This window comes from Priestia sp. FSL P4-0332, assembly GCF_038005845.1.
Classification (GTDB): domain Bacteria; phylum Bacillota; class Bacilli; order Bacillales; family Bacillaceae_H; genus Priestia.
Window position 1 is genome coordinate 2,088,982 of record NZ_JBBOUA010000001.1, and the last position, 26,014, is coordinate 2,114,995.

The following is a 26,014-nucleotide window of genomic DNA, read 5'->3' on the forward strand; positions in this document are numbered from 1 at the left end:
TGTTTCTGCTGATTCTTTTTGTATAATAAAGTAAACAAAAGGATGCAGCGAAATGTATCGAAGGAAGGAGTTACGCGGAATGAATGTACTGCTAGCAGAAGATGATTTGCAGCTAGGTGAATTAGTTAGTTATATGCTAAAGAAAAAAGGAGGCTATAACGTCGAATGGGTGACGGAAGGGAATGATGCATATGATTATGCATCTGAAGCGCATTATGATGTGTTAATTCTTGACTGGATGATGCCCAATGGCGACGGAATCGATGTATGTAAACGTCTAAGAAAAGAAGGATACGCCGGAGCTATTCTTATGTTAACAGCAAAAGATGCGGTTCAAGATCGTATACAAGGCTTAGATGCGGGAGCGGATGATTACGTTATTAAGCCATTTGAAATTGACGAGCTGCTTGCAAGGCTTCGTGCTTTGTCTCGTCGTAATTATGCACCGATTTTAGAAGAAGAAGTAGAGATTGCCAGCATGATATTAAAAAGAGCAAGTCAAACCGTACAGTTTGACGAGGAGTTTATTCAATTAAGTCCTCGTGAATTTCAACTCCTAGATTTTTTAGTGAAAAACAAAGGACAAGTTCTTTCTCGAGATATTATTTTAGACCGGGTATGGGGATATGAATCAGATGTTTCCATTAAAACGATTGATGCGACGGTTAAACTTTTGCGAAAAAAACTAGAGAAATTTAACAAACAGGATCTTATTCAAAGCATTCGCGGAGTAGGCTACAAAATTGAAAGCTAAACTCCTTACAAGAGCTAAACAGAAAGTAAAACAAAAAGTAAAGCAAGATTTATTCAGCCAGACGCAAAATCGTTTAACATTCCGATATAGCGCATTACTAATGCTGTTTTTGCTATTATTCGTGTTTATTGTTTATGCATTGGTATATGTGGTTGTATCCAATAGTCAGCAGCAAAACTTAAATAGCATGCTAAAGCAAGAGTCCCGAATTGTCCAAAGCATCTTAATTAAACAAGCGATAAACAGCTCCAATCAACAGTCAAAAGAAGAGTACAAAAACATTGTCGTAGCTGGTGAAGATCAATTTTTTTATTATGTAATCAGTCCTGAAGGGGACCTTATTATGGGAAACGAAGCGAGCGAGCGGCTTCGCTCTAACTTATTAGATTTAATTGATGGGTGGATCCCTATTGAAAATGAAGTGAGGAAAGAACGAATAAAAGCCCCGCGTCCTAGTTTCGAACACATTGAAGGAGTAAAAGGGCAAAACGGGGAAGGCAAAATAGATATTGATTTGATGATGGCGGGTGAACCTATTTTTTATAAAGGTCAATTTTTAGGGATGCTTTATATTGGAAAAGACGTTTCATTTCTTTATCAGCTGTTAAAGTGGCTCCTTATTATTATGTTAAGCCTTACCGTACTGTTTGTAGGAGTAGCCATTTATATTAGCCGCTTAATGTCAAAACGGGCCATGGTTCCAATTGAAACAGCTTTCCAAAAGCAAAAAGAGTTTGTGGCGGATGCATCCCATGAGTTAAGAACGCCGCTTAGCGTTATGCTTTCTTCTATCAACGCTTTAGAAATGCAGGAGGAAGTAACAGAAGATCCTTTTTCTAAAAAATTAATCAATAATATGAAAGCTGAAGTGAAGCGCATGACGAGTCTCGTCAGTGATTTGCTTACGCTTGCACGCTCAGACTCTAATAAAGTAGAAAAAGCAATGATGCCCTTTGATATTACAGACGCGGTGCAAAAGGTAATGGAATCCGTTGAAACCCTAGCGATTTCTAAACATATTGATTTGCAGCTGGATACGCCGGAAAAATTAGTAGTAACTGGAGATCAAGAGCGTCTAACTCAGCTGATTTACATTTTGTTAGACAATGCGATTAAATATACGACTCCTCATGGAAGTGTAAACATTCAAGTAGTTCAGCATGGAAGTGAATGTATATTAAAAGTACGTGATACGGGCGTTGGGATCCATCCAGATGAAAAGGATCGGATTTTTGACCGCTTTTATCGTGCTGACAAATCGCGATCTCGTCAAATGGGAGGTCATGGGCTAGGCTTAGCAATCGCTAAATGGATCGTAGAAACACATAAAGGGAAAATTGACGTAGAAAGTGAACAAGAAAAAGGAAGTACATTTACAGTAAGGTTGCCAATGTCACAAAAAGTGAAAAAGAGTTAAAAGAGACTGTGAAAAAATTAGTTGAAAGAAGATTCGAACGAGTTGATTCTTAATGGGGAATCAAACTCGTTCGGTTTTTTTATGTTTAGGGTGAACGTAGATTTCATGTATGTAGTTGCTTCTAGCTGTTGATTTGGTTATGTCTTAATCTCTTTTTAGTTAGTGAAAGTGACCAAATAAAAAAGAAAAGTTTAGACAAAATGGTGAGTGTAAAAATCAGATAATTCAGTTATATTTACTAGCGTAATAACCAGTCTATGTGTCAGGTTTCTTTACAAGGATAAAGACTTTTTAAAGGAAACAGTGCATGATAGAACAATAGCAGACTGCTTCGTTTAATAAGAAGATGGAGTAGTTAAATAAAGGGGAGTTTGATAACATGTACGATTTAATTATTCGGGATGGTTCGGTCGTATTAGAAGACGAAATAGTAAAAGCGGATATAGGGATTAAAAAAGGAAAGATTGCAGAAATAGTGCAAGGTGTTAGCACACCAGCAAAAAAATACGTAGATGCTAAAGGCAAATATGTTCTGCCTGGAATGATTGATATTCACGTGCATTTTGATGAACCGAGCCGAGACCATTGGGAAGGGTTTGACTACGGTTCAGCATCTATGGCTGCGGGAGGCTGCACTACATATTTTGATATGCCTTTAAACGGCGTTCCTCCTACCGTAACAGAAGCAGCGCTGTGGGAAAAGAAAAAGCTGGCTGATCAAAAGTCAGTAGTAGATTATGGTCTATGGGGAGGGGTGGTTCCTGGTAATAAAGAAGAATTAGCCAAAATGGCTCATTCGGGTGTAATAGGTTTTAAAGCATTTATGTCAGAAGCCGGTTCTGAATTTGATTTCTCAGATGACCTCACATTATACGAAGGAATGAAAGAGATTGCAAAACTAAATAAAGTGCTTGCCCTGCATGCTGAAAGAAATGACTTAATACAAAAGCTTGAACAGGCTAAACAGAAGCAAAAGCAAACTGCTATTAAAGATTATTTAGAAACGCGACCGGTTATAGCAGAAGTAAACGCAGTAAAGCAAGCGCTTGAGTACGGTGAAGAAACGGGATGTCCACTTCACTTTGTGCACATTAGCAGCTATGAAGCAGTGCAGCTTATTACGGAAGCAAAGAAGAATGGAATGAACGTTACGCTGGAAACTTGTCCGCATTATTTACTTTTTACAGAGGAAGACTTTGAAGAAATTGGCGTAACGGCTAAGTGTGCACCTCCTCTTCGCAGCAGGAGTCAAAAAGAAAAATTATGGGCTTGTATTCAATCAGAGGAGGTAGATATGATTTCTTCGGATCATTCTCCTTGTCCAATTGAGTTAAAAACAGCTCATCAGAATGATTTATTTAAAGTTTGGGGTGGAATATCAGGCGGTCAGTACTCTTTGCAAGCAATGATTAGTGAGGGAGCCATCACTAGAGGGATTTCTCTTTCTCACATTTCAAAGCTTGTATCAACCAATCCAGCTAAACGATTCGGTTTATATCCTAAAAAAGGAAGCATTTTGCTAGGGTCGGATGCGGATTTGGTTATCGTTGATCTGGATCAAACTGAAAAAGTGACAAAAGAAGGAATGGTTTTCAAACATAAGCACAGTATATATGAAGGAACGGTATTTAATAGCGTTATTTTAACCACTATTAATAGAGGAACGATTGTATACAATAAAGAAGAAGGTGTGTTTCCTCTTCACAAAGGACAAATGGTAAACGGTGAATACGTAAAATTGTAGGTACAGTGAAAAAAGAGATAAAAAATAAACCTTTTATCTCTTTTTTTACATAAAAAAATGAGGATGACTTATATTAAAGGTAATACATAGGAGAAGAATGAGTATCTACTATAACAAAAGAGACATTTCTAAAGAGGTTTTTATTATTCTGAAAAAATATATTTTTGGTTGAGGGAAGCATAATAAAAAAATAATAAAGCTTCTTTTTTAATATGGAGAAAAAATTTCCAAAAAGAAAAATATTATCTGGTTGTATGAAAAGTAGATAATCAGATGCTTTGTAATCAAGGGTTTTGTATAAAAAAAATTTCAAAAAGATATTTTAAGAAAAGAAATCTTGATTTAAAGCTTTTTATAGGTGCAATTTTATAATGGAAAACCGTATTTTATGCACTCATTGTAAAATTCTGATATTGACAGAATCATTTTATAAGAATAAAATTTTCTTGTTTCTATTTTTTTATATCATCATAATTTTTTGACAGTTTTGTCTATGATGGTTTACGGTTGAAAGAGAGGTTAAGGAATATGTCGGTAGAGAGAGAAAAAGTGTATGAAACAGTTCCTCAAAAAGGATTCTTCGGACATCCTAAAGGGTTATTTACCTTGTTCTTTACAGAATTCTGGGAGCGTTTTTCATACTATGGAATGCGTGCGCTACTTGTATTGTACATGTACGATACAATTGCAAACGGTGGATTAGGAATGGAACAAGGAACCGCTTTAGCGATCTTTTCTATTTATGGTTCCCTTGTTTATATGTCTGGAATTATTGGCGGTTGGATTGCAGACCGCATTTTAGGTACGTCTAATACGGTGTTTTACGGTGGTATATTTATTATGCTCGGACATCTAGTGCTTGCGTTGCCAGCAGGTGTAACCGCGCTGTTTATTTCAATGTTCTTAATTATCATCGGAACAGGTTTATTAAAACCAAACGTTTCAAGCGTTGTGGGTGATATGTATAGCCCTACTGATAACCGTCGAGATGCTGGATTTAGTATCTTCTATATGGGTGTAAATGCCGGAGCATTTATCGCGCCGCTAGTTGTTTCAACAATAGGTGAAAAGTATAACTACCACTTAGGTTTTGGAATCGCGGCAGTAGGAATGCTTTTAGGTCTAATCGTATTTATGGCTACACGAGGCAAAAACCTAGGTCGTGCAGGCAGACAAGTTCCAAACCCTTTAAAACCAGAAGAACGCAAAAAAGTTTTTGGTACCATTGCACTTGCTGTAGTTGTACTTGCAATCTTTATTGTACTGACTTCTTTAGCGGGCATTTTAACTGTTGAAGGCGTTATTTTATTTGTAAGTATTTTAGCGATTGTTATTCCTATTATTTACTTTGTTGTTATGTATAAGAGCCCCAAGACAACAGCTGATGAGCGTTCACGCGTATTAGCGTACATTCCTCTTTTTATCTCTGGAGTAATGTTCTGGGCGATTCAAGAGCAGGGGTCAACAATTTTAGCAACGTATGCAAAAGATCATACGCAGCTAACGTATGGTGGTTTTAAAATTCCAGTTGGCTGGTTCCAATCGTTAAATCCCCTATTCATTATTATATTTGCGCCAGTTTTTGCAGCGGTTTGGGTAAAATTAGGAAACAGACAGCCTTCTACACCAAAGAAGTTTTCATTAGGACTTTTATTTGCAGGGCTTTCTTTCCTTGTCATGGTTATCCCGGCTAGCATTCATGGAAATGAAACGTTAGCGAGCCCGCTATGGCTAGTGCTAAGCTTCTTCTTAGTTGTAGTTGGAGAGCTTTGTTTATCACCAGTAGGGTTATCAACTACAACAAAACTAGCACCTGCAGCGTTTTCTGCTCAGACGATGAGTTTATGGTTCCTAACAAGCGCAGCGGCGCAGGCAATCAATGCTCAGCTTGTTCAATACTATGAAAACATTTCGCAAGTTGTTTATTTTGCTGCATTGGGCGGAGTTTCGGTCATTTTAGGTCTAATTGTGCTAATGATTTCTCCAAAAATTCAGCGTTTAATGAAAGGTGTTCAATAAGAAAAACCGTCCTTAAGGACGGTTTTTTTATGATTTATTTGAAAAAATATTCATGAAGGAGGCGTAGGTCTGATCGTCCTCACCCTCATAGAACGCAAGATTTAAAAGTCTGTTAAGTTCGTTTGTTGATTTTTCAGTTTCTGCAATAATTTGATGCATATGAGCAATCTTAGACATAGATCCGTTGCCATGAGCATTTTTGATTTGATTTAATGTTAAATGAAGCGATAAGACCTCTCGGCGAAGAGCTTGTCTTAATTCAGAGGAAGCAGGGATAAAAAAGCGTTTATAAAAATAACTCGCTTCTTCAAACACCAATTCTCCATTTTCTAGCTCTTTAGCCGCAATTTCTTTAATCTCTTGATCGTCTAATCGACTGGCCGCTTCTTCGATAAGAAATCCAAAAATAATAGCTGTATCTGGTTTTAACATACAATAACCTCCATTATTATAAAAAAGAACTATGTAGTTTATATGTATAGATAGAAAGGAAAAAATATTCATAGTAATTCACTAATCAGCATAGACAAAAAAATAAAAAATATTCTTTTATAGTTAAATTAAAATTATTTCAAAATAAATTTTTTATAATTAAACATTTTTTCCATATTAAAGGATTATTTTGACTTTTAAAAAGAGATGAATAGAATAAAGAGGGTTCTTAGTACCTATATAAAAAGAAAATTGATAAAAGATATTAAATTCAGAAATTTCCACCTCTTTATAACTAAAAAATTGCTCTACTAAAATAGTTGACAGCAGAAATAGATAGGCATAAAATATACTATTGTCAAATGAATTAGCAAGCTATTCATAAAAAGTTAACGGACATTTGAATAATATGAGTAATATCCATATAAGGTATTAATTACTTAAATCTAACCAACTTGTATGCTTGTCATACAAGTCTACAGAAAGGAAGATAGTCGTATGCGCAACGTATTTTTTGCAGATAATGAAACAATTGAAACGACTTTACGTGGGAAAGAAATTTTAGGAGCTCCAATGTTAAACAAAGGAGTAGCTTTTACAAAAGAAGAGCGTAAAACGTTAGGATTAGAAGGTTTACTTCCTCCAATGACTTTAACTTTAGATGAGCAGGCAAAACGTGCATATGAGCAATTTTTAGCTCAGGCAGATAACCTTGGCAAGAATGTGTATTTAAACGATTTACAGAACCGTAATGCTGTATTATTCTATCGTTTATTGCAAGATCACTTAAAAGAAATGCTTCCAGTTGTTTATACACCAACAGTTGGACAAGCAATCCAAGAATACAGCCATGAATATCGCCGTCCGGGTGGCGTATACTTGTCAATCGATAATGTAGAAGGCATTGAAGAAGCCCTTAAAAATATCGATGCAAATAGTGAAGACATTGATTTAATGGTTATTACAGATTCAGAAAGTATTTTAGGAATTGGTGACTGGGGCGTTGGCGGTATTAATATTGCTATCGGTAAATTAGCCGTATACACAGCTGCAGCAGGAATCGACCCAAGCAGAGTACTTCCAGTTGTTCTTGATGTAGGAACAAACAACGAAAAATTATTAAATGATCCTTTATATATCGGAAACCGTCATGAACGTATCCGCGGTGAGCGTTATGATCATTTCGTAGATCAATTCATTTCAAAATCTCTTGAAATATTCCCTAATGCACTGTTACACTGGGAAGATTTCGGTAATGTAAATGCTCGTAACATTATTAACAAGTACGGAAAAGAAATTCTAACGTTTAATGATGATATCCAAGGAACAGGTGCTGTAACGCTTGCCGCTATTTTCTCAGCAGTTCAAGTGTCTAAAATGCCACTTCGTGACCACCGCGTTTTAATCTTTGGACCGGGTACAGCAGGTATCGGTATTGCAGACCAAGTTCGTGACGCGATGGTATTAGACGGTATTACAGAAGAAGCAGCATACAAAAACTTCTGGGCAGTTGATTTCCGAGGCCTTTTAACAGATGACATGGACGACTTATTAGGTTTCCAAACGCCTTATGCACGAAAAGCAGAAGAAGTGAAGGACTGGAACCGTGAAGAAGACAAAATTTCTCTTTTAGAAGTTGTCAGACAAGTTAAGCCAACAATCTTAATTGGTACGTCTGGTGTAGCAGGCGCATTCTCAGAAGAAATCGTAAAAGAAATGGCGAAGCATGTAGAACGCCCAGCTATTTTACCAATGTCAAATCCAACTCCGCTTGCGGAAGCTACTCCTGAAAACTTATTAAATTGGACAGAAGGAAAAGCACTTGTAGCAACTGGTAGTCCATTTGAACCAGTTAAATACGATGGTGTAGAATATGAAATTGGTCAATCTAATAATGCTTTTGTTTTCCCAGGTCTTGGTCTTGGATCAATCGTGGTAAAAGCAGAAGTTATTACAGACAGCATGTTCGCAGCATGTGCACACGCTGTAGCTGAGATGGTAGACAGCAGCAAACCAGGTGCTTCATTACTACCGCGCGTAGAAGAATTACGTGAAGTATCATATAACGTTGCTTTAGCAGTTGCTAACGCAGCGATTAAAGATGGAGTTGCAAAAGAAGTTCCATCAGACGTTAAAGCAGCAGTGAAAGCAGCAATGTGGGAACCAACATACAAAGAAATTAAAGCTTTAGAAATAGTAAATGCTTAATTTTTAGATAGAAAAAGCACAGCTTCTCAAAAAAGAAGCTGTGCTTTTTTTAGTTACAAAAAGAATTCTTAAGTTACATAACGTATATAGTTTTTTTAAACTTGTGTATGATTCTCTATATTAGAACCACAGGGGGTTATGACATGAATACAGCACGTAAATTGGAAACGTTTACTCAAGATTCACAGCCTAAAAACAAAGGATTTTGGAAGCGCATCAACAATATTAAAGTAGGAGTTATTCCTCTGCCGCTATATGTGTTACTTGCCTTAATTGTATATGGCGCGGCCGTTTACAACGAGCTTCCTCCAGATATGATTGGCGGATTTGCAATTATTATGGTAATGGGAATGCTGCTTGGTGATTTAGGATTAAAAATTCCGATTTTAAAAGATATTGGCGGACCAGCTATTTTATCGCTGCTTGTACCTTCCGTATTAGTTTTTTATAATGTTTTAAATCCCGCATCTATGGAAGCGGTAACAACTTTGATGAAAACATCAAACTTTTTATACCTTTATATTTCTTGTTTAGTAGCCGGAAGTATCCTTGGTATGAACCGCAAAGTTTTAATTCAAGGGTTTACACGTATGTTTGTACCGCTTGTATTAGGTACGCTAGCCGCTGTAGCTGCAGGGGTAGCTGTTGGGACGTTATTTGGTTACGGAGCAAAACATACATTTTTCTACATTGTTGTACCAATCATTGGAGGAGGGATTGGTGAAGGTATTTTACCGCTTTCGCTTGCTTATTCTCAAATTTTAGGTAGTTCAGCAGAATCTTTTGTGTCGCAAATGATTCCAGCTGCTGTTATTGGAAACATCGTTGCGATTGTGTGTGCCGGCTTAATGAAACGTCTTGGAGAGAAAAAGCCAGAATTAACAGGTAACGGAGTTCTTGTAAAGACAAAAGGTGGAGATGGAATTTCAGAAGAAACAAACATCAATAAGCCAGTAGATTTTTCGTTAATGGGTGCAGGCCTTTTAATTGCATGTAGTTTCTTTATTTTCGGAGGCTTAGCACATAAGTTTTTAGGAATTCCAGGTCCAGTCTTAATGATCGTAGCGGCAACGCTAGTCAAATGTTTACAAGTAATGCCTGCTAAGATGGAGCAAGGTGCTTACCATATGTACAAATTCATTTCTACGAGCTTAACATGGCCGTTAATGGTGGGGCTAGGAATTTTGTATATTCCTCTTGAAGATGTAGTGAAAATTGTTACACCAGGCTATGTAGTTGTATGTGCTGAAGTTGTTATTGCTATGGTAGCAACGGGTTATTTTGTAGGTAAAATGATGAAAATGCATCCAGTGGATGCTGCCATTGTAACCGGCTGTCACAGCGGTTTAGGAGGTACGGGAGATGTAGCGATTTTATCAGCTTCCAACCGTATGTCACTTATGCCATTTGCTCAAGTAGCAACAAGACTTGGAGGCGCTTCTACTGTTATTTTAGCTACGCTTCTTATGAAACTTTTAGGAGTATAAAATCAGAACAAAAAAGCAGCTCGGTTCGTACGAGCTGCTTTTTTTGTCTTATGAAACGCTAACGGATTTTAAGATAAATTCTTCCACAACTTTTGCCACACCGTCGTTCATGTTTGTATCTGTTACGTGGTTGGCTTTTTCTTTAATATCTTCAGGAGCATTTCCCATTGCTACGCCAAGTCCAGCAAATTCAATCATGGCAAGATCATTATAACTGTCGCCAATGGCGATCACTTCATCGCGTGTAATGCCAAGCTGTTGAATTAATAAGTGGAGACTTGTCCCTTTTGTGACGCCTTCTTCTGTAAATTCAAGGAAGTATGGTTTAGAGCGCATTACGCTTAGCTCTCCTTGAAGCTGCTTTTGAAGTTTCTTTTCAACGTGAACCAGCATTTCCGGTTCTGCAAGCATAAGTACTTTTACAACAGGTTCTGTAACGGCATCAGTAAAAGATGAAACAACACGGATCGGCAGACCTGTAATGTCACTTTCAATATCCGTAAATTTATTTTCTACTTCTGTTATAATTTCATCTCCAACGTACGTATGAATTAAAACGCCTTCTTCGCGGCTAATATCGTTGAGACGTGCAACGGTTCTCGGAGATAATGTGCTGCTAAATAGCTCTTCATTTGTTAAGCAATTAATAATTTTTGCCCCGTTAAACGATAAAATAAAGCTTCCGTACTTTTCTAATTCTAGCTCTTTCGCAATGTGAACCATTCCGTAAGTTGGTCGTCCAGAAGCAAGTACAACTTTTACTCCTGATTCTTGCGCGTTCATTAATGCTTCTTTCGTGCGCGGAGAAATAGTGTGATCATCGCATAATAGTGTATCATCCAAATCTAAAACAATCATTTTGTAAGGCATATGTGTAAATTCCCTTCTTTTACTAGACTCATATCTTCATATGGTACTATAAAAAAACGTTCGATTCAATTTAATGATTTTTTGAAAAAAAGAAGCATGCGTATACTTTGTTTGAACTCCTCGTAAGTAGATGAAACAAAGAAATTGAGATATAACGAAATCACTCGGATCTATAGACGAACAAATGAGATAAATGATCTAGTATGGATGACTTGTTACACCGCTGTTGATTTCCGTGCAAGACTTCGCTTTCCGCGGGGGATGAGCCTCCTCGTCGCATACGCTCCTGCGGGGTCTCATCCCTTCGGCTTTTCCTGCAGGAGTCTCTGTCTTGTCCTCCAACCACCAGCTAGAAGCAACTAAACACATGAAAGCTACGTCCATTTTAATGATAAAAAAACACGAACTAATAATCGGAAATTTTGATTATTAGTTCGCGTTTTACTTCAACTAAAATTTATTTGTCCCAGCTTCTAGATTAGTAAGCAGCTAAAGTGTGATTAGTTTTCTGAGCATCTCCTTCACTGAAAGCTTCTTTTAAGAGCGTATAAGACCGCTTTTTTTGTTCAAAATCTTGAATAGCAGTAAGAATAATAAATTCATCAATAGAAAATGACTGCTTCAAAGCTTTAAGCTTTTGACGAACGGTTTCTTTTGTACCGTATATGACGTTGGCTTCTTTTTCTTCAATTTGATAGCTTTCTTTGGACTGCTGACCAAATTCTTCCGCTTTTTCTTTGGAGCCTAATGTAGCGGACTTACCATTTTGTAAGTATACTTTAAATATTTTTGTGCTGGATGCTAATGCTTTTGCTTCTTCTACGGTATCCGCTACGATGACGGAAAGGGCAACGACAAGCGAGCGTGCGCGAGATGAAACGTGCTGATTATAGACAGAAATCGCTTCTTCTAGCACTTTTTGATCACCATTAATGAATTGAGCAAATACATAAGGAAGGTTTAATGAACCCGCAAGCTCTGCGCTTGAAGCACTTGCTCCCAGTAAAAACATATCTGCTGCTTTTTCCGGCCTTGGATAGGCTTTTAAACCGTAAAGAGGGTGATCTTCCGGCAGCGTATCGTTTAGGTATTGTTTAAGTTCTATCAGTTTGTCTGTTAAGGACTTAGTGGGCTGAGAGTTTTGTTGTAAGGCTTGAGTAGAATGAGGTAGTCCTCCTGGTGCTCTACCGATTCCAAGATCGATGCGATTTGGAGATAATGAGGCTAAAACATTAAAATTTTCTGCTACTTTATAAGGGCTGTAATGCTGAAGCATAACGCCCCCTGAACCAATACGGATATGATGCGTTTTAGCGAGCAGGTGAGAAATTAACACTTCAGGTGATGATCCTACAACATGTTCAGAGTCGTGATGCTCGGCTACCCAAAAGCGATGGTAACCAAGTTCTTCTGCTAGCTGAGCTAATTGAATGGTATGCTGAAATGCATCTTCAGCACGCTCACCCTCATAACGTGGGCTTTGATCTAAAATACTTAATTTCACTGAAAACACTCCTTAAAGTTGATAAAAAAGGTAAGAATAATTGGGATTTATTTTAGCAAAGGATTTTCCAAATGAAAAGAGTTTTTTAAAAGAAAAATATTTTTAAAAAAATAAGTTGACTTTGCTATTTTGAGGCTATATAGTTGAATCATCAAACAGAAAAGCCGATAAAACAACTTGGATAAATAAGAATTAAGTGAGTATGTTTCAAAGACACTTCACTTCATTCTCCAGTTTTATCAAACAAACAGTTAAAGCTGATTGGTCTACCAAAGGCTCCTGAGTAAACTCCAGGAGCCTTTTTGCTATAAAAAGGAGGGGAAGAAAGTGAGCGATGTATGTATTTTATATAACGGAAGCTTTCATAATTATCAACAAATAGCTTCAGTAAAAGATGAGCTAGAAGCTTGCTTAACCTCAAAAGGAGTGCACGCAGAAGCTATTTTGTATCATGATGTACACGCTTTAACGGAGGAAGCTCAGAAAGAAGTAAAGGTATTCATTTCAAAAGTGAACCAAGCTAAAAGTATTGTCGTTCTGTTATCTGGAGTAAATGAAACATACGTACAGTCTTTTGAACAACTAACAAAAGTATTGCCGGAAGATTTATTGCATAAAAAAATACTTCTGCCGATTCTTGTTGGGGAAAATGTGAATTCTTTACTAAAAGCTAAATATGATTTAAAACTTTTAGCGTCTTTTTTAGGTAGACCTTATTGGCTCAGCAGTCTTTTTCTGCTGCATGAATACGTGTCTTTTGCAGGCATCAACAATATGAATGCTAAAAGTCGTTTAAAGGAAGCGGTGGATGAGCTGATTTATAAAGCAGGTCTATCTCTTCAATCATTTATAAAATGAGGTGGAGAAAATGAGTGAATTATTTCGATTAGCAACCGTAGAAGATGCTGAAGAACTGTTGAATTTAACACTTCGAGCATACGAGCCGATTCGAGAGCTAGGAATTAAGTTTCCAGCCGCAACGGCAACGATTGAACTTGTAAAAGAAAACATTCAAAACAGCCGTTGCTACGTGCTGGAAAGTGATAAAAAAATCGTAGCTACGATTACAGCAAGAACGTATAAAGAAATAACGAACTGGCCTTTCTTATGGTGGTTTGCGGTAGATCCTTTGGTTAAAAAGAAAGGAGTAGGTTCTAAACTCTTAACATGGGTTGAAGAAACAATTATTCGGGATCAATTGGGGGAACCTGCCGTTACATTGGCTACTTCTGATCGACATCCGTGGTTGATTCCTATGTATGAAAGGAAAGGGTACGAACGTTTTTTTGAAGTCGATCAAGGAGAAGAAGGAAAAGGCGTATTCTTAAGGAAAATCTTACATCCTGAAAGATACGAGTTAGAAAAACACAAAGAGTTGCAAAAAGCTAATTAATAATTAAAAAGAAAAGAGGAGACAAAATGTCAGTAAAGATTTTATTATGGAATCGAAAAGGTTGTCATCATTGCGAGGAACTAAAAGCATATTTTCATGAGAAAGGATATCAATATGAAAGTATCGATGTAGAAGGAAAAGATTATTTGCGGGATTTACTTGAATTTAAATACGGTATTCGCCATGTACCGGTCGTTGAAATTGGAGACGAGGGGCAGTTTAAAGGAGTAATTGAAAAAGATTATGAACAAATAGAAAAATTGATTGAAGACTATTCACCAATCGTTAAATAGCTGGAACATGTATTTTATTAATTCATTAAAACAATAAATTATTTTGAGACATAGTGAGGGACAAAACACATGAAAAAACTACAGCTGACAGCTATCTTTTTATCACTTCTTTTATTACTAGCCGCTTGCGGAACACCAAATAAAGAAACAGCGGCTAACGCAAGCAAAGACAAAGTACAAAAAATTATTGTAGGAACGGGTACGCAATTTCCGAACATTTGCTTTCTTGACGATAAAGGAAATCTAACAGGGTATGACGTAGAACTTGTTAAAGAAATAGACAAACGTCTTCCAAACTATAAGTTCGAATTTAAGACAATGGATTTTTCTAATTTACTTTTGAGCTTAGAATCGAACAAAATTGATTTAGTAGCCCATCAGATGGAAGTGAATGAAGAGAGAAAACAAAAGTTCCTTTTTAATAAAGAACCTTATAATATCTTTCCGCTACATGTAGTTGTAAACGAAAAAAATACGTCTATTAAATCAATTAAAGATTTGAACGGTAAAAAGGTAATTGTAGGAGCAACGAGTAATTCTGCTAACTTAATCGATAAGTATAACAAAGAACATGGAAATGAAATTAATATCGTCTATTCAGGCCAAGGATCTGATGATACAAAAACGCAGCTGAAAACAGGGCGTGCGGATGCCACGATTAGTACGCCGTTTGCAGTTGACTTTGTCAATAAACAAGCGGACGCAGAGCAAAAAGTTGTAGGGCCTGCTATTTCAAATTCAAAAGTATATTTTATGCTTCGCAAAAATGAAACAGGTTTACAAAAAGATGTTGATAAAGCGTTAAAAGAAATAAAAGAAGACGGAACATTGACAAAATTAAGTAAAAAATGGCTGGGAGAAGATTATACAAAAGCAGCTGGAAATAACTAAAGCACTTACTGTGACCCAAGCCTTGAACTTGGGTCCTTTCGCTACCTGTAGAGGGAAACAAAGGAGAGAAAAAGATGGGAAAAGCATTTGATATAGAGCTGATTTTCACCTCTATTCCTCAATTATTATCTTATTTGCATATTACAATTTGGATTTTGATTGCTTCACTTGTGATTGGCAGTACCTTGGGATTGTTTATTGCCCTGCCTCGTATTTATAAAGTACCGGTGTTAAGTCAAATAGCAGCAGTTTATATTTCTTTTATGAGGGGAACGCCTATTTTAATTCAATTATTTTTAGTTTTTTACGGGATACCTGCCCTTTTACAATTGATTCATATTGACGTTTCAAGAATGGCTCCGCTCGTATTTGTTATTATCACGTATTCACTGAGCACGGCGGCGTCTTTTTCTGAAATGATGCGCGGTGCCATTAATAGTGTAGATAAAGGGCAAACTGAAGCAGCTTATAGTATAGGAATGACCGGAAAACAAACGTTCACTCGAATTGTGCTGCCGCAAGCTCTCGTTGTAGCCTTTCCTAACTTTGGAAATCTTGTGATTGGGTCCTTAAAAGATACGTCTTTAGCCTTTACCATTGGTGTGATGGATATGATGGGAAGAGGAGATACCATTATCGCTGCAACGGCTCATGCAGTGGAGGTATATATCGCACTTGCCATTATTTATTATTTTGTGGCGATTATATTAGAGAAATTTTTTGTGAAATCAGAACAGAAGCTGCAAAAACATGATCAGCCTGTTCATGTATAAAACGAGCTTACTAAAAGAGGTGTAAACATGATTATTGACGTACCGTTTATATGGACAGCATTTGTAGAAATTTTAAAGGCATTACCTTTAACGCTCCTTATTACCATCGGTCCGTTACTAGGCGGGTTGCTTATTGGTATTGCTGTTGCGGCTGTGAGAATCAATTCAGTGAAATTAATAACGCCAATTGCCAACGTATACGTATCATTTTTCCGAGGAACGCCTGCTATTCTTCATATTATGGTTATTTACCTAGGGTTCCCGCTATTTATTAATAAACTATCGAGTTACTATGGATGGGGCTTCAATGCAAACAGCATTCCTATTGTCGTATTTGTATTAATCGCTTTGTCTTTTACAGCGGGAGCTTATATGTCAGAGATTATTCGCTCTGGTTTGTTAGCTGTAGAAAAAGGACAAATTGAGGCTGCGTATGCTATTGGGATGAATCGTTTTCAATCGATGAAACGAATTGTTTTTCCACAGGCGTTTGCTTTGTCTTTACCGAATTTATGTAATATCTTCATCGGCTTTTTGCATACGTCTTCTATCGCATTCATCGTATCGCAAAAAGAGCTAAACGGTGCTGCTAATATCGTAGCTTCGAATAATCTCAAGTTTTTAGAAGCCTATATTGCTGCTGCTCTTATTTATTGGATGCTGACGATGTTAATAGAAGGAATAACAGCGCTGCTTGAACGTAAATTAACTGTTTATAATCGAGGAGGGGTTGTATGATTACACTAACAAATATAAAAAAAACATTTGGTCATAATACAGTATTGGACGGTATTGATTTACTTGTTAAAAAAGGCGACGTTGTGACCATTTTAGGACCGAGTGGTTCTGGAAAGACTACGTTTTTACGCTGCATTAATTTCTTAGAAAAAGCAGATGAAGGAGAAGTTTCGATTGATCAATTTACGGTTCAGTGCCAAAAGCCAAATCGCAAAGACATTTTAACTCTTCGACAAAAAACAACGATGGTTTTTCAGCAATACAACTTGTTCAAACACAAAACCGTTATTGAAAATATTATGGAGGGGCTAGTTATTGTTCAAAAGCTGCCAAAGGAAGAAGCGAAACAACGCAGTTTAGACGTCCTTGAAAAAGTTGGGCTTGCTGAAAAAGCAAATGCTTATCCAAGTCAGTTATCAGGAGGTCAACAGCAGCGAGTGGGCATTGCTAGAGCGCTTGCTTTAAATCCTGAAGTCATTTTATTTGATGAGCCGACGTCTGCTTTGGACCCTGAACTGGTGGGTGAAGTACTGTCTGTTATTCGTAAAATTGCTGAAGAAGGAATTACGATGATCATTGTGACGCACGAAATGAGTTTTGCCCGTGAAGTTTCTAATCACGTGGTGTTTATGGACGGAGGAAAGATTGTCGAACAAGGTCATCCTGAAGACATATTTTTAAACCCAAAAGAAGATCGAACAAAGCAATTTTTCAAGCGTATTAACCCAACGCATTCTCCTTACTCTTATATTTATGAAAAAACAATCTAATATTTTAATTAAAAACCAACTTGACTCATAGGAATAATAAGTATATGATAAAATCATCAAATTAAACAAACCGACTAGATCACTAGAGGTTCTTTGCACAATGTGTGACATTGTGCAAAGAACCTTTTATTTTTTACTAGACTTAAGGGAAGAAGGGTGAACGTAGTGAATAGAGGAGCATTAAAAGCTAAAACAAGCAAAAAACTTATTATAAAAGGCCAGGTTGTACCTGGAAGGCAGCAAGGAAGATACTTAGGGTTTCCAACAGCTAATATAGATACTCAGCATGAGGAATTAAAAAATGGCGTGTATGGTGTCCTCGTTCATCTGCGGGGACTTGAACATATAGGAGTTATGAATGTAGGGGTTAAGCCGACATTTGGATCGGAACTATCTAAAACATTTGAGGTTCATATTTTGGATTTTAACGACGTTATTTATGGAGAGACAGTTCAATGCGACGTAATCTTTCGGGTGCGAGGAGAGAAAAAGTTCCCTTCTATTGAGTTTTTAAAGCATCAAATTAAAGCTGATACGCTACAAGCTAAGCAAAGATTTCAACATATGGGCTATGTATCTAGTGAAGCTACAGCTTCCAAGCTAGGGCAAGCGAGATATTTAAATCTGCCTGATCTCCAGTTTTTTAATTGGTGCCACAGTCAATTCAAAGTCAATAAAGGGATTTACAATACAATTGATCAATGGTTTTATGACGAAGGAATTGAAAATATTCACCCTAGAAGAGTTCACGTTATCGCTTTTTTACAATTTGCACAAGAAGGAAATGAAAGAAAGACAGAAAAAGAAGGAGTCCTTCGCTTTGGAGCAGGCGGTTTAACTAATCAATTACGAGAATTTATGAATGGATATGAAAAAGGAGAATGGTAATATGACACATCAAAGACAATTAAAGCTAGGGGCTATTATTCATGGAGTCGGAGGAAATATGGGGGCGTGGAGACACCCTGAAATTTTGTCAGATGCCAGCGTTAATTTCGATTTTTACAAGCAGCAGGCTCAAAAAGCGGAAGAAGGAAAATTTGATTTAGTGTTCATTGCCGATGGGTTATACATTAATGAAAAATCGCTTCCGCATTTTTTGAATCGTTTTGAACCTCTTACTATTCTATCAGCACTTGCTTCTGTCACTTCTCATATTGGTTTAGTCGGCACTCTATCGACTTCGTATAGCGAACCGTTTACGGTGGCTAGACAATTTGCTTCACTTGATCATATTAGCAGCGGCCGAGCGGGATGGAATGTTGTCACATCTCCATTAGAAGGATCTGCGCTTAACTATGGAAAAGAGCACCCCACTCATGACAAACGCTATAGAATAGCTGAAGAGTTTCTAGAAGTAACAAAGGGATTATGGGATTCTTGGGAAGATGATGCTTTTATTCGAAATAAAGAAACCGGACAATTTTTTGAGGAGAAAAAGCTGCACCGATTGCATCACAAAGGCGAATTTTTTTCTGTAGAAGGCCCGTTAAACATTGGCCGCTCAGTTCAGGGGCAGCCCGTAGTGTTTCAAGCAGGCTCTTCTGAAAGCGGCAAAGATCTAGCAGCGAAAACGGCTGACGCAGTGTTTACGGGACAAGACAATTTAGAAGAAGCAAAAGCTTTTTACCAAGACGTAAAATCAAGAGCCGCAGCGCAAGGGCGCAATGAAAACGAACTTTTAATTTTCCCGGGAATTGGTCCTATAATTGGTAGTACAAACGAAGAAGCCGAAAGAAAATATGAAGAACTTTCTCAATTGGTGACAATTGAACATGCGCTAAACTACTTAGGGCGCTTTTTCGATCATTTTGATTTTTCACAGTTTCCATTAGATGAGGCATTTCCTGACTTGGGAGATATAGGAAGTAATAGTTTCCGCAGTACAACAGACAAAATTAAAGAAAATGCTAAAAAATATAAGTGGACACTGCGAGAAGCAGCGCTGCGAATTGCTACACCTAAAACACAATTTATTGGGACGCCAGAGCATATCGCTAATTTGATGGAACAGTGGTTTGAAGAAAAAGGAGCTGACGGCTTTATTATTCATTCAAGCGTTCCCCATGGCTTAGATGACTTTGTTGAACACGTTGTACCGATACTGCAAGAAAGAGGCCTGTATCGTACAGAATACGAAGGGAGTACGTTAAGAAGTAACTTGCAGTTGAATGTTCCTAAGAATCGCTACACACAGGTGAAAGTTAATTGAAGTGGATTCAAAGAGACTCGAAGGAGTCTCTTTTTTAATATTTTTAATATTAAAAATATGGTAAAATTCTTTTTGTAGGTTATTCGTTTCAGTTCATAAGGCCTAAAGGGTTTTGAATACCCGGAAAGGAGTCAAATGGAAAAAAGACATAAAAGTAAGAAAAAGCGTATGATCATTTCGATATCTTTATCCGTTCTTTTAGTCGGGGGAGGAGCGACAGGATGGATATTGTACCAAAACGGAAAAATTCCTTTTTTATCACAGCAAAGTATAAAGGCAAGTGCCATTAAAGTGAATCAACAAAAAGTTGATAAGCTGGAAAGCAGTGATCAGCAGGCAAAAGATTTTATAGCTGAACATCATGACGTACTAAATGATTTGACGGGGTGGAGTGCCATTGAGCACCCAGACTGGCCTGCCGTACAAGAAGAAGCGACAGCCATTAAAAATACGATTGGCACGATTGAAGTAAAAGATTCTGTTTTAAAGAAAGACTTTCAGCATATGGAGAAGCTCGCTGGACAGCTAGAGCAGACGAAAGATCAAGCACTGTTAAAAGAACTTCATCGTTATTTTCATGACTTAGATGTTGTGATCAATGAAGACGATGGATCAAATACATATTTTGATGTTACCAGCTATGGTAAATCAGTTGTAAAGACTTCTAAATGAGCCATAGCAAAAAGCTTTATACATAAAAGTAGTTTTGTATAACAAACGTCTTCGCTTATTCATGCATATGCTACGGATAAGGAGGAGACAGGTTATATGAAAAAAATTTATTTAGATGCAGGTCACGGAGGGGCAGATCTAGGGGCTGTCGCCAGCGGGCTGTATGAAAAAGACTTAGTGTTAGCTGTTCAACAGTACATCATCTCTTTTCTTTCTACTCACTATCAAGGATTTTCTCTTTGTACAACGCGTACAACCGATGTGTTTTTGTCATTAAATGAACGGGTCAACAAAGCCAATGCGTGGGGTGCTGATGTATACTTATCTATTCATATAAATTCAGGCGGCGAAACGGGATATGAAGATTTTATTTATAGCAAAAATATAAATAACCAAACCATTGTGTTACGAAACGATATTCACGATCATGTGAAATTTGTTTTCACTAAATACAATCACTCTAACCGAGGCAGGAAATTGGCTAATCATAGTTTGTTAAGGCGTTCATATATGCCGTCTGTACTAACTAAAATTGGGTTTATTGATACAGAACATGATGCAAAGCTCTTAAAAAATCCTCAATTTCTAAAAGATATGGGGGTGGCATATGCAAAAGGGGTTGCACAGTTTTTAAACTTGGAGCCTAAATCTACAAATCCTTTGGGAGATTCTGACGAGGAAGGTTGTCCAAAGCCTACTTTTTTATATAAACCTTTATGGATTAAAACAACTGAGGATACGGAGACGTATAAGGATGCAAATATGTCAGAGAGAACAGGTTATTTAAAAAAGAATACCCTCTTTCAAGTTTATGGTGAAACGCGTGCAGCCTGGGTGATTGATGGACAACATTTTATTGAAAAAAAAGATACAATCATTGAAGGAGAAACCATCACAACTGCGGAATTAACAAAAGAGAATATGGAAACATTAAAAGTATTTGTGACGAAAGAAAAGTTAGAAACAGCGGTAACCTTTTCCAAAGAAGGAGCTGCAGTAGCCATCATTACACTTCGGGATAAAAAAATACTGAATGTAAAAGCATTTTTAGATAGAGAAAAATGGTGGTACAAAGCTGAACGGATAAAAAAATAGTGAAAAAACCTGCTTGTTTTTTGAAGCTTTCACCCTAGTAATTTTACTTATTTTTGATAGAATATAAAGAGCTGAATCGTAAAGATGCATAAAGGTGTGATGGAAATGGAAGAGCAACAAGAAGCGATTGATTTAACAAAAGTATATGTATATGAGGAGTTTCCGGATAAAGTTGCAGGCAGATGCGATAACTGTGGACATGTGAAATTTAAAAGCTTAGTAAAAGACTTTATTTTTATCCGTACATGCGCAAAGTGCGGGATGAAAAAAAGCATTTAAATCCCTACTTCTTTATAAAAAACGCTCTTTTCTGAAATGAAAAGAGCGTTTTTTCTCTATTTAACGTATAAATGATCGCTAAGCTGCTCTGAAATAGTCTCTACATCTTCTTGTACATGTTTTTGTTTTTTCATCATTTCTAATAGTATTTCTTCAAGATTCTGTGAATGGTTTTGCTTATCTTTTGGTTTATGTAAGTACTTTGCAATTTGATGCATATTATTGCTTAGCCGGCTTAGTTCAGACTCAATCTTTCGGAGGTTAACCAATAGTTCCACACCTGCTTCTTTGCCGATTAAAGGAGGCTTGACTTTTCCATCCATAATAAATTTTCGAATGAGAGACGTTCGTTTTAAATTATAGTGTTCAATAAGTTCCTCTAATTTTTCTTTTTCTTCTTCATTCAACTTAATTGCTGGAATGCTGTGTCCTCTCATAAGGTATCTCCTTTCAAGAGCAGTTCTTGCTGCGTTCAATCATATGTAAACATTCTCTTGTCTTTAATAATAGCAACCTTTTCCATGGTTAACTATGGTGAAAAGTTACTAAAATGTCGAACGTACAGTCTGTTAAAAACTGGTAAATTAAGAAATTTGGTTTAGTAATAGTTGAATTATAGAAGGAATGTCATTATCTACAATATTGCTGCTTTATTAAAAAGGCAGCAAAAGGGATGAATGGACCGCCTTTGTACTCAACCATTTTTGAGAGCGCAGCTTTAAAGAAGAGGGATGATTTTTATGATTTTTTCCTCGTACCACATCTTTCCTCCTAGTAACTCTGTCGAATCTTCTAGACTATTGTCTCAAGGGAATAGAAAGAAAGAAGACGAAATGGTTGAGAACGAGGTAAAGTCATATTATGTCTTTATTGACTTCATTTACATACTTTACGGGGGAGGAATACGTTTGAAACTAAAGAAACGATTAAAATTAAATAAGATAGGGGTAGCCATGCTTGCAGCCGGGGTTATGTGTACAGCTTATACGTCTATTCATACGCTACAAGCGCCTGTAGTCGCTTTGGCTGCAGAGGATCAGTCAGATTCTTTGGAGCTAGCATTTGCACAAGCATCTAAAGAATTTGGTGTGCCAGCTTCGCTTTTAAAAGCAATTTCCTACAACAAGTCGCGCTGGGAAAATCATAATGGAAAACCTAGTGCGGCCGGGGGATACGGTCTTATGCATTTAACAGACATCCCTTCTTTAGAAGATGGAAAAGGAAACGGAGCTGCATCTTCAAAACCAGCATATGACAAACAGCAAACGCTCTCCTTAGCTGCTAAGCTGCTTAACTCAGATAAAGAAAGATTAAAAAAAGATCCTGTGCAAAATATTCGCGGTGGCGCTGCTGTGCTAGCTTTTATCGCAAAAGACAAAAATGGAAACATACCGTCCACTGATCAGAAATGGTACGATGCAGTCGCCGCTTACAGTGCTTCTCAGGATAAAGAAAACGCTCAAGTATTTGCCGATGATGTATATGAAACATTGGAAAAAGGAGCAGAGCTTACAACTTCAGATGGACAGCATCTTAAAATTTCTCCTCAAAACATAGATATATCGATTCCTCGCTCTGAAAATTCCAATACGAATAAAGCAGATTGTCCCGCATCTTTAAAATGTGAATACATCCCTGCATTTTACGGGAAATTCAGCGAAAGTCCTTCAGATTACGGAAACTATGATATTGCGAATCGCCAAAAATCAGATGTTCGCTATATTGTTATTCATGATACAGAAGTAAGTTATGATGGAACGATTGATTTGTTTGCTAACCCAAATAGAGCAGCTGCAAACTATGTAATCCGTTCAAGTGATGGTCACATCGCACAGATGATTCATAACAAAGACGTAGCATGGCATGCAGGAAACTGGTATTTTAATACGCACAGTATTGGAATCGAGCATGAAGGGTTTGCGCTTGAAGGATCCACGTGGTTTACAGAAGAAATGTACCGTTCTTCGGCAAGACTCGTACGCCACCTTGCCAAAGAATATAATATTCCGTTAGACCGAGCTCACATTATTGGTCATGACGAGGTGCCAGGTTTGTCTCCTAAGGCTCAATCAGGTATGCATTCAGATCCCGGGCCGTTTTGGGATTGGGGACACTATATGGATTTGGTAGGAAGCCCGGTTGAGCGCCAGCACACAAACAAACTAGCCGTTACGATTAATCCAGTCTTTCAAAACAATCAGCCGGAGGTATCAGATGCACCAAAGCAGCCGGCCAACTTTGTGTATTTGCATCAAGCTCCCAGCAATGATTCACCGCTACTGAACGAGCCTGCAGCTTCAGGACCGGGAACGAAACAAACGTTAGACTGGGGAAGCAAAGCTGTAACTGGCCAAACGTATGCAGTAGCTGAGACAAAAGGAGAATGGACAGCGATTTGGTACGGAGGGCAAAAAGCGTGGTTTTATAATCCGCATAATAAAAATACAAGTAAAGGTACAGGCATATTATTAACGCCAAAACCAGGAAAAGAAAGCATTCAAGTATACGGAGGAGCTTTTCCGGAAGCTTCAGCCTATCCTTCTGGTATACCAGTTAAAGCTATGGTGCCACTTCAGTATAAAATTTCTCCAGAGCAGGTGTACGTGGCGGTAGAAAAAGTAAGGAGTGACTATTACTATGCACCCACTTTTACAACAAATCCAAACGATCACAAAATGATTGTTGGAAAAGACGAATATTATCAAATTTATTTTAATCACCGCTATGCGTTTGTGAAAGCGTTGGATGTAGAGGTTAAAAGACAATAGAATAGAGTGTTAAAAGAAAGGAAGAGACAGGGTGTTTAAACGGTATGTCTCTTTCTTTTCTTTTAAAAACCACAAAAATTCAGAATGTTATTGATGATGTTTTCTTATAATGATTTTCTAGCTTATTATCTTTTTACAAAAGGAAGGAATGTCCCGTGATTATAATTAAGCCTCTAAGTCAGTGTTCTTTTTCTGATGCATTACAAGTATTCAATAAAGGTTTTGAAGATTATTATCTTCCGATTGAGCTGTCACTAGATCAATTCACTTGTAGATTTGGTTTCGATCAGCTATCTGTCGACCATTCTTTTATGGCTTTTTATAATAATACACCAGCTGGAATTATGTTAAATGGAATAAAAAAGGTCAAGGGAAAAAAACATGCTTGGAATGGAGGTACAAGTGTAGCATTCCTTTACCGAAAAATGGGGATTGGTGAAGCCTTACTAAAAGCTACACTTGAGAAATATCAGCAGCAAGGAGTAGTGGAAGCCAGTCTGGAAGCATTTAAAGTGAATGAAAAAGCCATTCACCTTTATCAGAAATACGGATATGAGATTGTAGATAAGCTTTTATTTCTAAAGCATAGAGGTAGTTTTCACGCTTCTCTACTTAAAAAGAAGAATCAGCTTACGTATTCGTTAAAGCGAAGGCTTGCAAAAGATATTCGAAACCTACCCTTTTATACGTACGACGTTCCGTGGAAAAATCAATTTGACTGTATTCATGATGGAGAATCGTTTATTGCGTTGAATGAAAAAAACGAAGAAGTTGGCTATTTGTTATTTCAAAAGAATTTTTCTTCCATAGGCATCGTGAATTCCGTTACTTTTTATCAAGGAAGCGTTAAGGAACATATCTCAAATTCAGAGGACGTTCTGGGCTTTTTATTAGCAACCATTTTTAATATGTATGGACCAATTGCTTACAATACATATAATGTACCTGAAAAAAGAAATAGCTTACTCGTGAAAATGTTAAAATCATTTGGTTTTCAAGATTTATATACAGATGAAGGAATCAAACTTGAGCAGGTGTTTATGAAAAAACAACTTTAAAAAGCGGCCATGGGCCGCTTTTACTGCATTTCCGTAATTGGATGTGCATCATAAAATTCCTCGATTTTTTCTTGCTGTCCTTCGAATTTTTCTTTCCATACTTGTTTCACATCATTATAATTCCGAAGATCTATTCCGTAGAAGTCGGTTAACTCTTTTCGAGTAATGGTGATTGTCTGAGGAACAGTCGTATTAATAGTAAAGTGAACGCTGTCAGCATTTTGTACGGCAGAAAGTAAGATGGTTGCGTTATGTAAAAGTATGCGTTTAGTTTTCACAGACGTCCAGCTTTTTTCAAACGTATGCTGATTATTTATTGCAGCGTAATTAATTGCTAAGTAATAAGGTTTTTGCGTATCTTGAAAGGCTATACCTTTTAAATAAACGTGTCCTGGAAGCTTATTTGTAATTTGCTCTACTGAAGCCTCATGTTTTGAAGAAGTATGTTGAATAGAAGAAGCAGAGACTCTTTCGGCAGACAGATTATTATGAGGTGCATAAGCACACCCTGATAGGCAAGTGAGCACTGTGCAAAGTGTAAGAGAAGCATATATTTTTTTCATAATGGTAACTCCTTTTATTTATATCTACTTGTAAAGACGAAAGACCTATATATTTTGTTTCATACAAAATATAA

Annotated in this window: 25 protein-coding genes; 20 read left to right on the plus strand and 5 right to left on the minus strand. The window is 37.2% G+C overall.

Annotated elements, in window-relative coordinates; genetic code table 11:
- Window positions 1–79 precede the first annotated feature (79 nt).
- From MKY06_RS10535 to MKY06_RS10550, 4 genes are all read left to right on the plus strand, one after another.
- Entirely contained in the window at window positions 80–754 is a 675-nt protein-coding gene (locus tag MKY06_RS10535) for a response regulator transcription factor (protein WP_013056756.1), read from the plus strand.
- On the plus strand, window positions 744–2,171 hold the full coding sequence (locus MKY06_RS10540) for a sensor histidine kinase (RefSeq protein ID WP_013056757.1): 1,428 nt from the start codon (window positions 744–746) through the stop codon (window positions 2,169–2,171). The genes MKY06_RS10535 and MKY06_RS10540 overlap by 11 nt, the downstream gene beginning before the upstream one ends.
- A 379-nt stretch (window positions 2,172–2,550) precedes the next feature.
- A complete protein-coding gene (locus MKY06_RS10545; RefSeq protein ID WP_063671430.1) occupies window positions 2,551–3,915 on the plus strand; it encodes an allantoinase in 1,365 nt (454 codons plus the stop codon).
- Between the two features lie 528 nt (window positions 3,916–4,443).
- The gene (locus MKY06_RS10550) at window positions 4,444–5,934 is read left to right on the plus strand and encodes a peptide MFS transporter (protein WP_013056759.1); all 1,491 of its coding nucleotides are present in this window, start codon (window positions 4,444–4,446) and stop codon (window positions 5,932–5,934) included.
- Window positions 5,935–5,961: 27 nt separating this feature from the next.
- Here the strand turns inward: MKY06_RS10550 and MKY06_RS10555 are convergent, their stop codons facing one another.
- On the minus strand, window positions 5,962–6,366 hold the full coding sequence (locus MKY06_RS10555; RefSeq protein ID WP_013056760.1) for a hypothetical protein: 405 nt from the start codon (window positions 6,364–6,366) through the stop codon (window positions 5,962–5,964).
- A 498-nt stretch (window positions 6,367–6,864) separates the two neighbouring features.
- Here MKY06_RS10555 and MKY06_RS10560 point away from each other — a divergent pair, with 498 nt between their 5' ends.
- Both MKY06_RS10560 and MKY06_RS10565 read left to right on the plus strand, forming a co-directional pair.
- Window positions 6,865–8,574: an NAD-dependent malic enzyme gene (locus MKY06_RS10560; protein ID WP_061859735.1), complete on the plus strand. Its 1,710-nt coding sequence runs from the start codon at window positions 6,865–6,867 to the stop codon at window positions 8,572–8,574.
- 143 nt (window positions 8,575–8,717) lie between these two features.
- A complete protein-coding gene (locus MKY06_RS10565; RefSeq protein ID WP_340960666.1) occupies window positions 8,718–10,061 on the plus strand; it encodes a 2-hydroxycarboxylate transporter family protein in 1,344 nt (447 codons plus the stop codon).
- 48 nt (window positions 10,062–10,109) lie between these two features.
- On the opposite strand, the gene MKY06_RS10570 is transcribed toward MKY06_RS10565, so the two are convergent.
- Both MKY06_RS10570 and MKY06_RS10575 read right to left on the minus strand, forming a co-directional pair.
- A complete protein-coding gene (locus MKY06_RS10570) occupies window positions 10,110–10,931 on the minus strand; it encodes a Cof-type HAD-IIB family hydrolase (protein ID WP_098287447.1) in 822 nt (273 codons plus the stop codon).
- A 478-nt stretch (window positions 10,932–11,409) separates the two neighbouring features.
- Entirely contained in the window at window positions 11,410–12,435 is a 1,026-nt protein-coding gene (locus MKY06_RS10575) for an LLM class flavin-dependent oxidoreductase (protein WP_013056764.1), read from the minus strand.
- A 327-nt stretch (window positions 12,436–12,762) separates the two neighbouring features.
- Between MKY06_RS10575 and MKY06_RS10580 the strand changes: the two genes are divergently transcribed.
- The 12 genes from MKY06_RS10580 (at window position 12,763) to MKY06_RS10635 (ending at window position 21,551) form a co-directional block, all read left to right on the plus strand.
- Window positions 12,763–13,293 (plus strand): hypothetical protein, encoded by a 531-nt coding sequence (locus tag MKY06_RS10580; RefSeq protein ID WP_055991288.1) that lies wholly within the window; start codon window positions 12,763–12,765, stop codon window positions 13,291–13,293.
- A gap of 10 nt (window positions 13,294–13,303) precedes the next feature.
- Window positions 13,304–13,828 carry a GNAT family N-acetyltransferase gene (locus MKY06_RS10585; protein WP_013056766.1) on the plus strand — a complete coding sequence of 175 codons (525 nt, stop codon included), beginning with the start codon at window positions 13,304–13,306 and terminating at the stop codon, window positions 13,826–13,828.
- A gap of 26 nt (window positions 13,829–13,854) precedes the next feature.
- Complete coding sequence (locus MKY06_RS10590) at window positions 13,855–14,121, plus strand: glutaredoxin family protein (RefSeq protein ID WP_013056767.1); 267 nt, start codon at window positions 13,855–13,857, stop codon at window positions 14,119–14,121.
- Between the two features lie 69 nt (window positions 14,122–14,190).
- Window positions 14,191–15,012 (plus strand): amino acid ABC transporter substrate-binding protein, encoded by an 822-nt coding sequence (locus MKY06_RS10595; protein WP_098287448.1) that lies wholly within the window; start codon window positions 14,191–14,193, stop codon window positions 15,010–15,012.
- A 74-nt stretch (window positions 15,013–15,086) separates the two neighbouring features.
- A complete protein-coding gene (locus MKY06_RS10600) occupies window positions 15,087–15,785 on the plus strand; it encodes an amino acid ABC transporter permease (protein ID WP_013056769.1) in 699 nt (232 codons plus the stop codon).
- A 27-nt stretch (window positions 15,786–15,812) separates the two neighbouring features.
- Complete coding sequence (locus MKY06_RS10605) at window positions 15,813–16,523, plus strand: amino acid ABC transporter permease (protein ID WP_098287449.1); 711 nt, start codon at window positions 15,813–15,815, stop codon at window positions 16,521–16,523.
- Complete coding sequence (locus tag MKY06_RS10610) at window positions 16,520–17,293, plus strand: amino acid ABC transporter ATP-binding protein (RefSeq protein ID WP_029321411.1); 774 nt, start codon at window positions 16,520–16,522, stop codon at window positions 17,291–17,293. The genes MKY06_RS10605 and MKY06_RS10610 overlap by 4 nt, the downstream gene beginning before the upstream one ends.
- A 165-nt stretch (window positions 17,294–17,458) precedes the next feature.
- Window positions 17,459–18,181 carry a riboflavin kinase gene (locus tag MKY06_RS10615; protein WP_035439125.1) on the plus strand — a complete coding sequence of 241 codons (723 nt, stop codon included), beginning with the start codon at window positions 17,459–17,461 and terminating at the stop codon, window positions 18,179–18,181.
- 1 nt (window position 18,182) lies between these two features.
- Window positions 18,183–19,505 (plus strand): LLM class flavin-dependent oxidoreductase, encoded by a 1,323-nt coding sequence (locus MKY06_RS10620; RefSeq protein ID WP_013056773.1) that lies wholly within the window; start codon window positions 18,183–18,185, stop codon window positions 19,503–19,505.
- 135 nt (window positions 19,506–19,640) lie between these two features.
- The gene (locus MKY06_RS10625; RefSeq protein WP_013056774.1) at window positions 19,641–20,177 is read left to right on the plus strand and encodes a hypothetical protein; all 537 of its coding nucleotides are present in this window, start codon (window positions 19,641–19,643) and stop codon (window positions 20,175–20,177) included.
- A gap of 96 nt (window positions 20,178–20,273) precedes the next feature.
- Window positions 20,274–21,272, plus strand: a complete 999-nt coding sequence (locus tag MKY06_RS10630; protein ID WP_340960673.1) for an N-acetylmuramoyl-L-alanine amidase family protein — start codon at window positions 20,274–20,276, stop codon at window positions 21,270–21,272.
- Between the two features lie 99 nt (window positions 21,273–21,371).
- Entirely contained in the window at window positions 21,372–21,551 is a 180-nt protein-coding gene (locus tag MKY06_RS10635) for a hypothetical protein (RefSeq protein ID WP_025752091.1), read from the plus strand.
- Window positions 21,552–21,607: 56 nt separating this feature from the next.
- Here MKY06_RS10635 and MKY06_RS10640 read toward each other — a convergent pair whose 3' ends face one another.
- Window positions 21,608–21,988 carry a plasmid mobilization protein gene (locus MKY06_RS10640; RefSeq protein WP_013056777.1) on the minus strand — a complete coding sequence of 127 codons (381 nt, stop codon included), beginning with the start codon at window positions 21,986–21,988 and terminating at the stop codon, window positions 21,608–21,610.
- A gap of 471 nt (window positions 21,989–22,459) precedes the next feature.
- Here MKY06_RS10640 and MKY06_RS10645 point away from each other — a divergent pair, with 471 nt between their 5' ends.
- Both MKY06_RS10645 and MKY06_RS10650 read left to right on the plus strand, forming a co-directional pair.
- Window positions 22,460–24,319: an N-acetylmuramoyl-L-alanine amidase gene (locus tag MKY06_RS10645; RefSeq protein WP_098399420.1), complete on the plus strand. Its 1,860-nt coding sequence runs from the start codon at window positions 22,460–22,462 to the stop codon at window positions 24,317–24,319.
- 155 nt (window positions 24,320–24,474) lie between these two features.
- Window positions 24,475–25,377 (plus strand): GNAT family N-acetyltransferase, encoded by a 903-nt coding sequence (locus MKY06_RS10650; RefSeq protein ID WP_098399419.1) that lies wholly within the window; start codon window positions 24,475–24,477, stop codon window positions 25,375–25,377.
- A gap of 20 nt (window positions 25,378–25,397) precedes the next feature.
- Here the strand turns inward: MKY06_RS10650 and MKY06_RS10655 are convergent, their stop codons facing one another.
- Window positions 25,398–25,940, minus strand: coding sequence for a DUF4825 domain-containing protein (locus MKY06_RS10655; protein ID WP_098287452.1), 543 nt, complete (start codon window positions 25,938–25,940; stop codon window positions 25,398–25,400).
- Window positions 25,941–26,014: the final 74 nt, after the last annotated feature.

Excerpts from the sequence above, each read along its gene's own strand:
- MKY06_RS10535 (WP_013056756.1), top strand. The coding sequence starts at position 80 with ATGAATGTACTGCTAGCAGAAGATGATTTGCAGCTAGGTGAATTAGTT.
- MKY06_RS10600 (WP_013056769.1), top strand. The coding sequence starts at position 15,087 with ATGGGAAAAGCATTTGATATAGAGCTGATTTTCACCTCTATTCCTCAA.
- MKY06_RS10590 (WP_013056767.1), top strand. The coding sequence starts at position 13,855 with ATGTCAGTAAAGATTTTATTATGGAATCGAAAAGGTTGTCATCATTGC.
- MKY06_RS10545 (WP_063671430.1), top strand. The coding sequence starts at position 2,551 with ATGTACGATTTAATTATTCGGGATGGTTCGGTCGTATTAGAAGACGAA.
- MKY06_RS10605 (WP_098287449.1), top strand. The coding sequence starts at position 15,813 with ATGATTATTGACGTACCGTTTATATGGACAGCATTTGTAGAAATTTTA.
- MKY06_RS10655 (WP_098287452.1), bottom strand. The coding sequence starts at position 25,940 with ATGAAAAAAATATATGCTTCTCTTACACTTTGCACAGTGCTCACTTGC.
- MKY06_RS10570 (WP_098287447.1), bottom strand. The coding sequence starts at position 10,931 with ATGCCTTACAAAATGATTGTTTTAGATTTGGATGATACACTATTATGC.
- MKY06_RS10630 (WP_340960673.1), top strand. The coding sequence starts at position 20,274 with ATGAAAAAAATTTATTTAGATGCAGGTCACGGAGGGGCAGATCTAGGG.
- MKY06_RS10635 (WP_025752091.1), top strand. The coding sequence starts at position 21,372 with ATGGAAATGGAAGAGCAACAAGAAGCGATTGATTTAACAAAAGTATAT.
- MKY06_RS10550 (WP_013056759.1), top strand. The coding sequence starts at position 4,444 with ATGTCGGTAGAGAGAGAAAAAGTGTATGAAACAGTTCCTCAAAAAGGA.
- MKY06_RS10555 (WP_013056760.1), bottom strand. The coding sequence starts at position 6,366 with ATGTTAAAACCAGATACAGCTATTATTTTTGGATTTCTTATCGAAGAA.
- MKY06_RS10640 (WP_013056777.1), bottom strand. The coding sequence starts at position 21,988 with ATGAGAGGACACAGCATTCCAGCAATTAAGTTGAATGAAGAAGAAAAA.
- MKY06_RS10585 (WP_013056766.1), top strand. The coding sequence starts at position 13,304 with ATGAGTGAATTATTTCGATTAGCAACCGTAGAAGATGCTGAAGAACTG.
- MKY06_RS10560 (WP_061859735.1), top strand. The coding sequence starts at position 6,865 with ATGCGCAACGTATTTTTTGCAGATAATGAAACAATTGAAACGACTTTA.
- MKY06_RS10565 (WP_340960666.1), top strand. The coding sequence starts at position 8,718 with ATGAATACAGCACGTAAATTGGAAACGTTTACTCAAGATTCACAGCCT.
- MKY06_RS10610 (WP_029321411.1), top strand. The coding sequence starts at position 16,520 with ATGATTACACTAACAAATATAAAAAAAACATTTGGTCATAATACAGTA.
- MKY06_RS10620 (WP_013056773.1), top strand. The coding sequence starts at position 18,183 with ATGACACATCAAAGACAATTAAAGCTAGGGGCTATTATTCATGGAGTC.
- MKY06_RS10625 (WP_013056774.1), top strand. The coding sequence starts at position 19,641 with ATGGAAAAAAGACATAAAAGTAAGAAAAAGCGTATGATCATTTCGATA.
- MKY06_RS10595 (WP_098287448.1), top strand. The coding sequence starts at position 14,191 with ATGAAAAAACTACAGCTGACAGCTATCTTTTTATCACTTCTTTTATTA.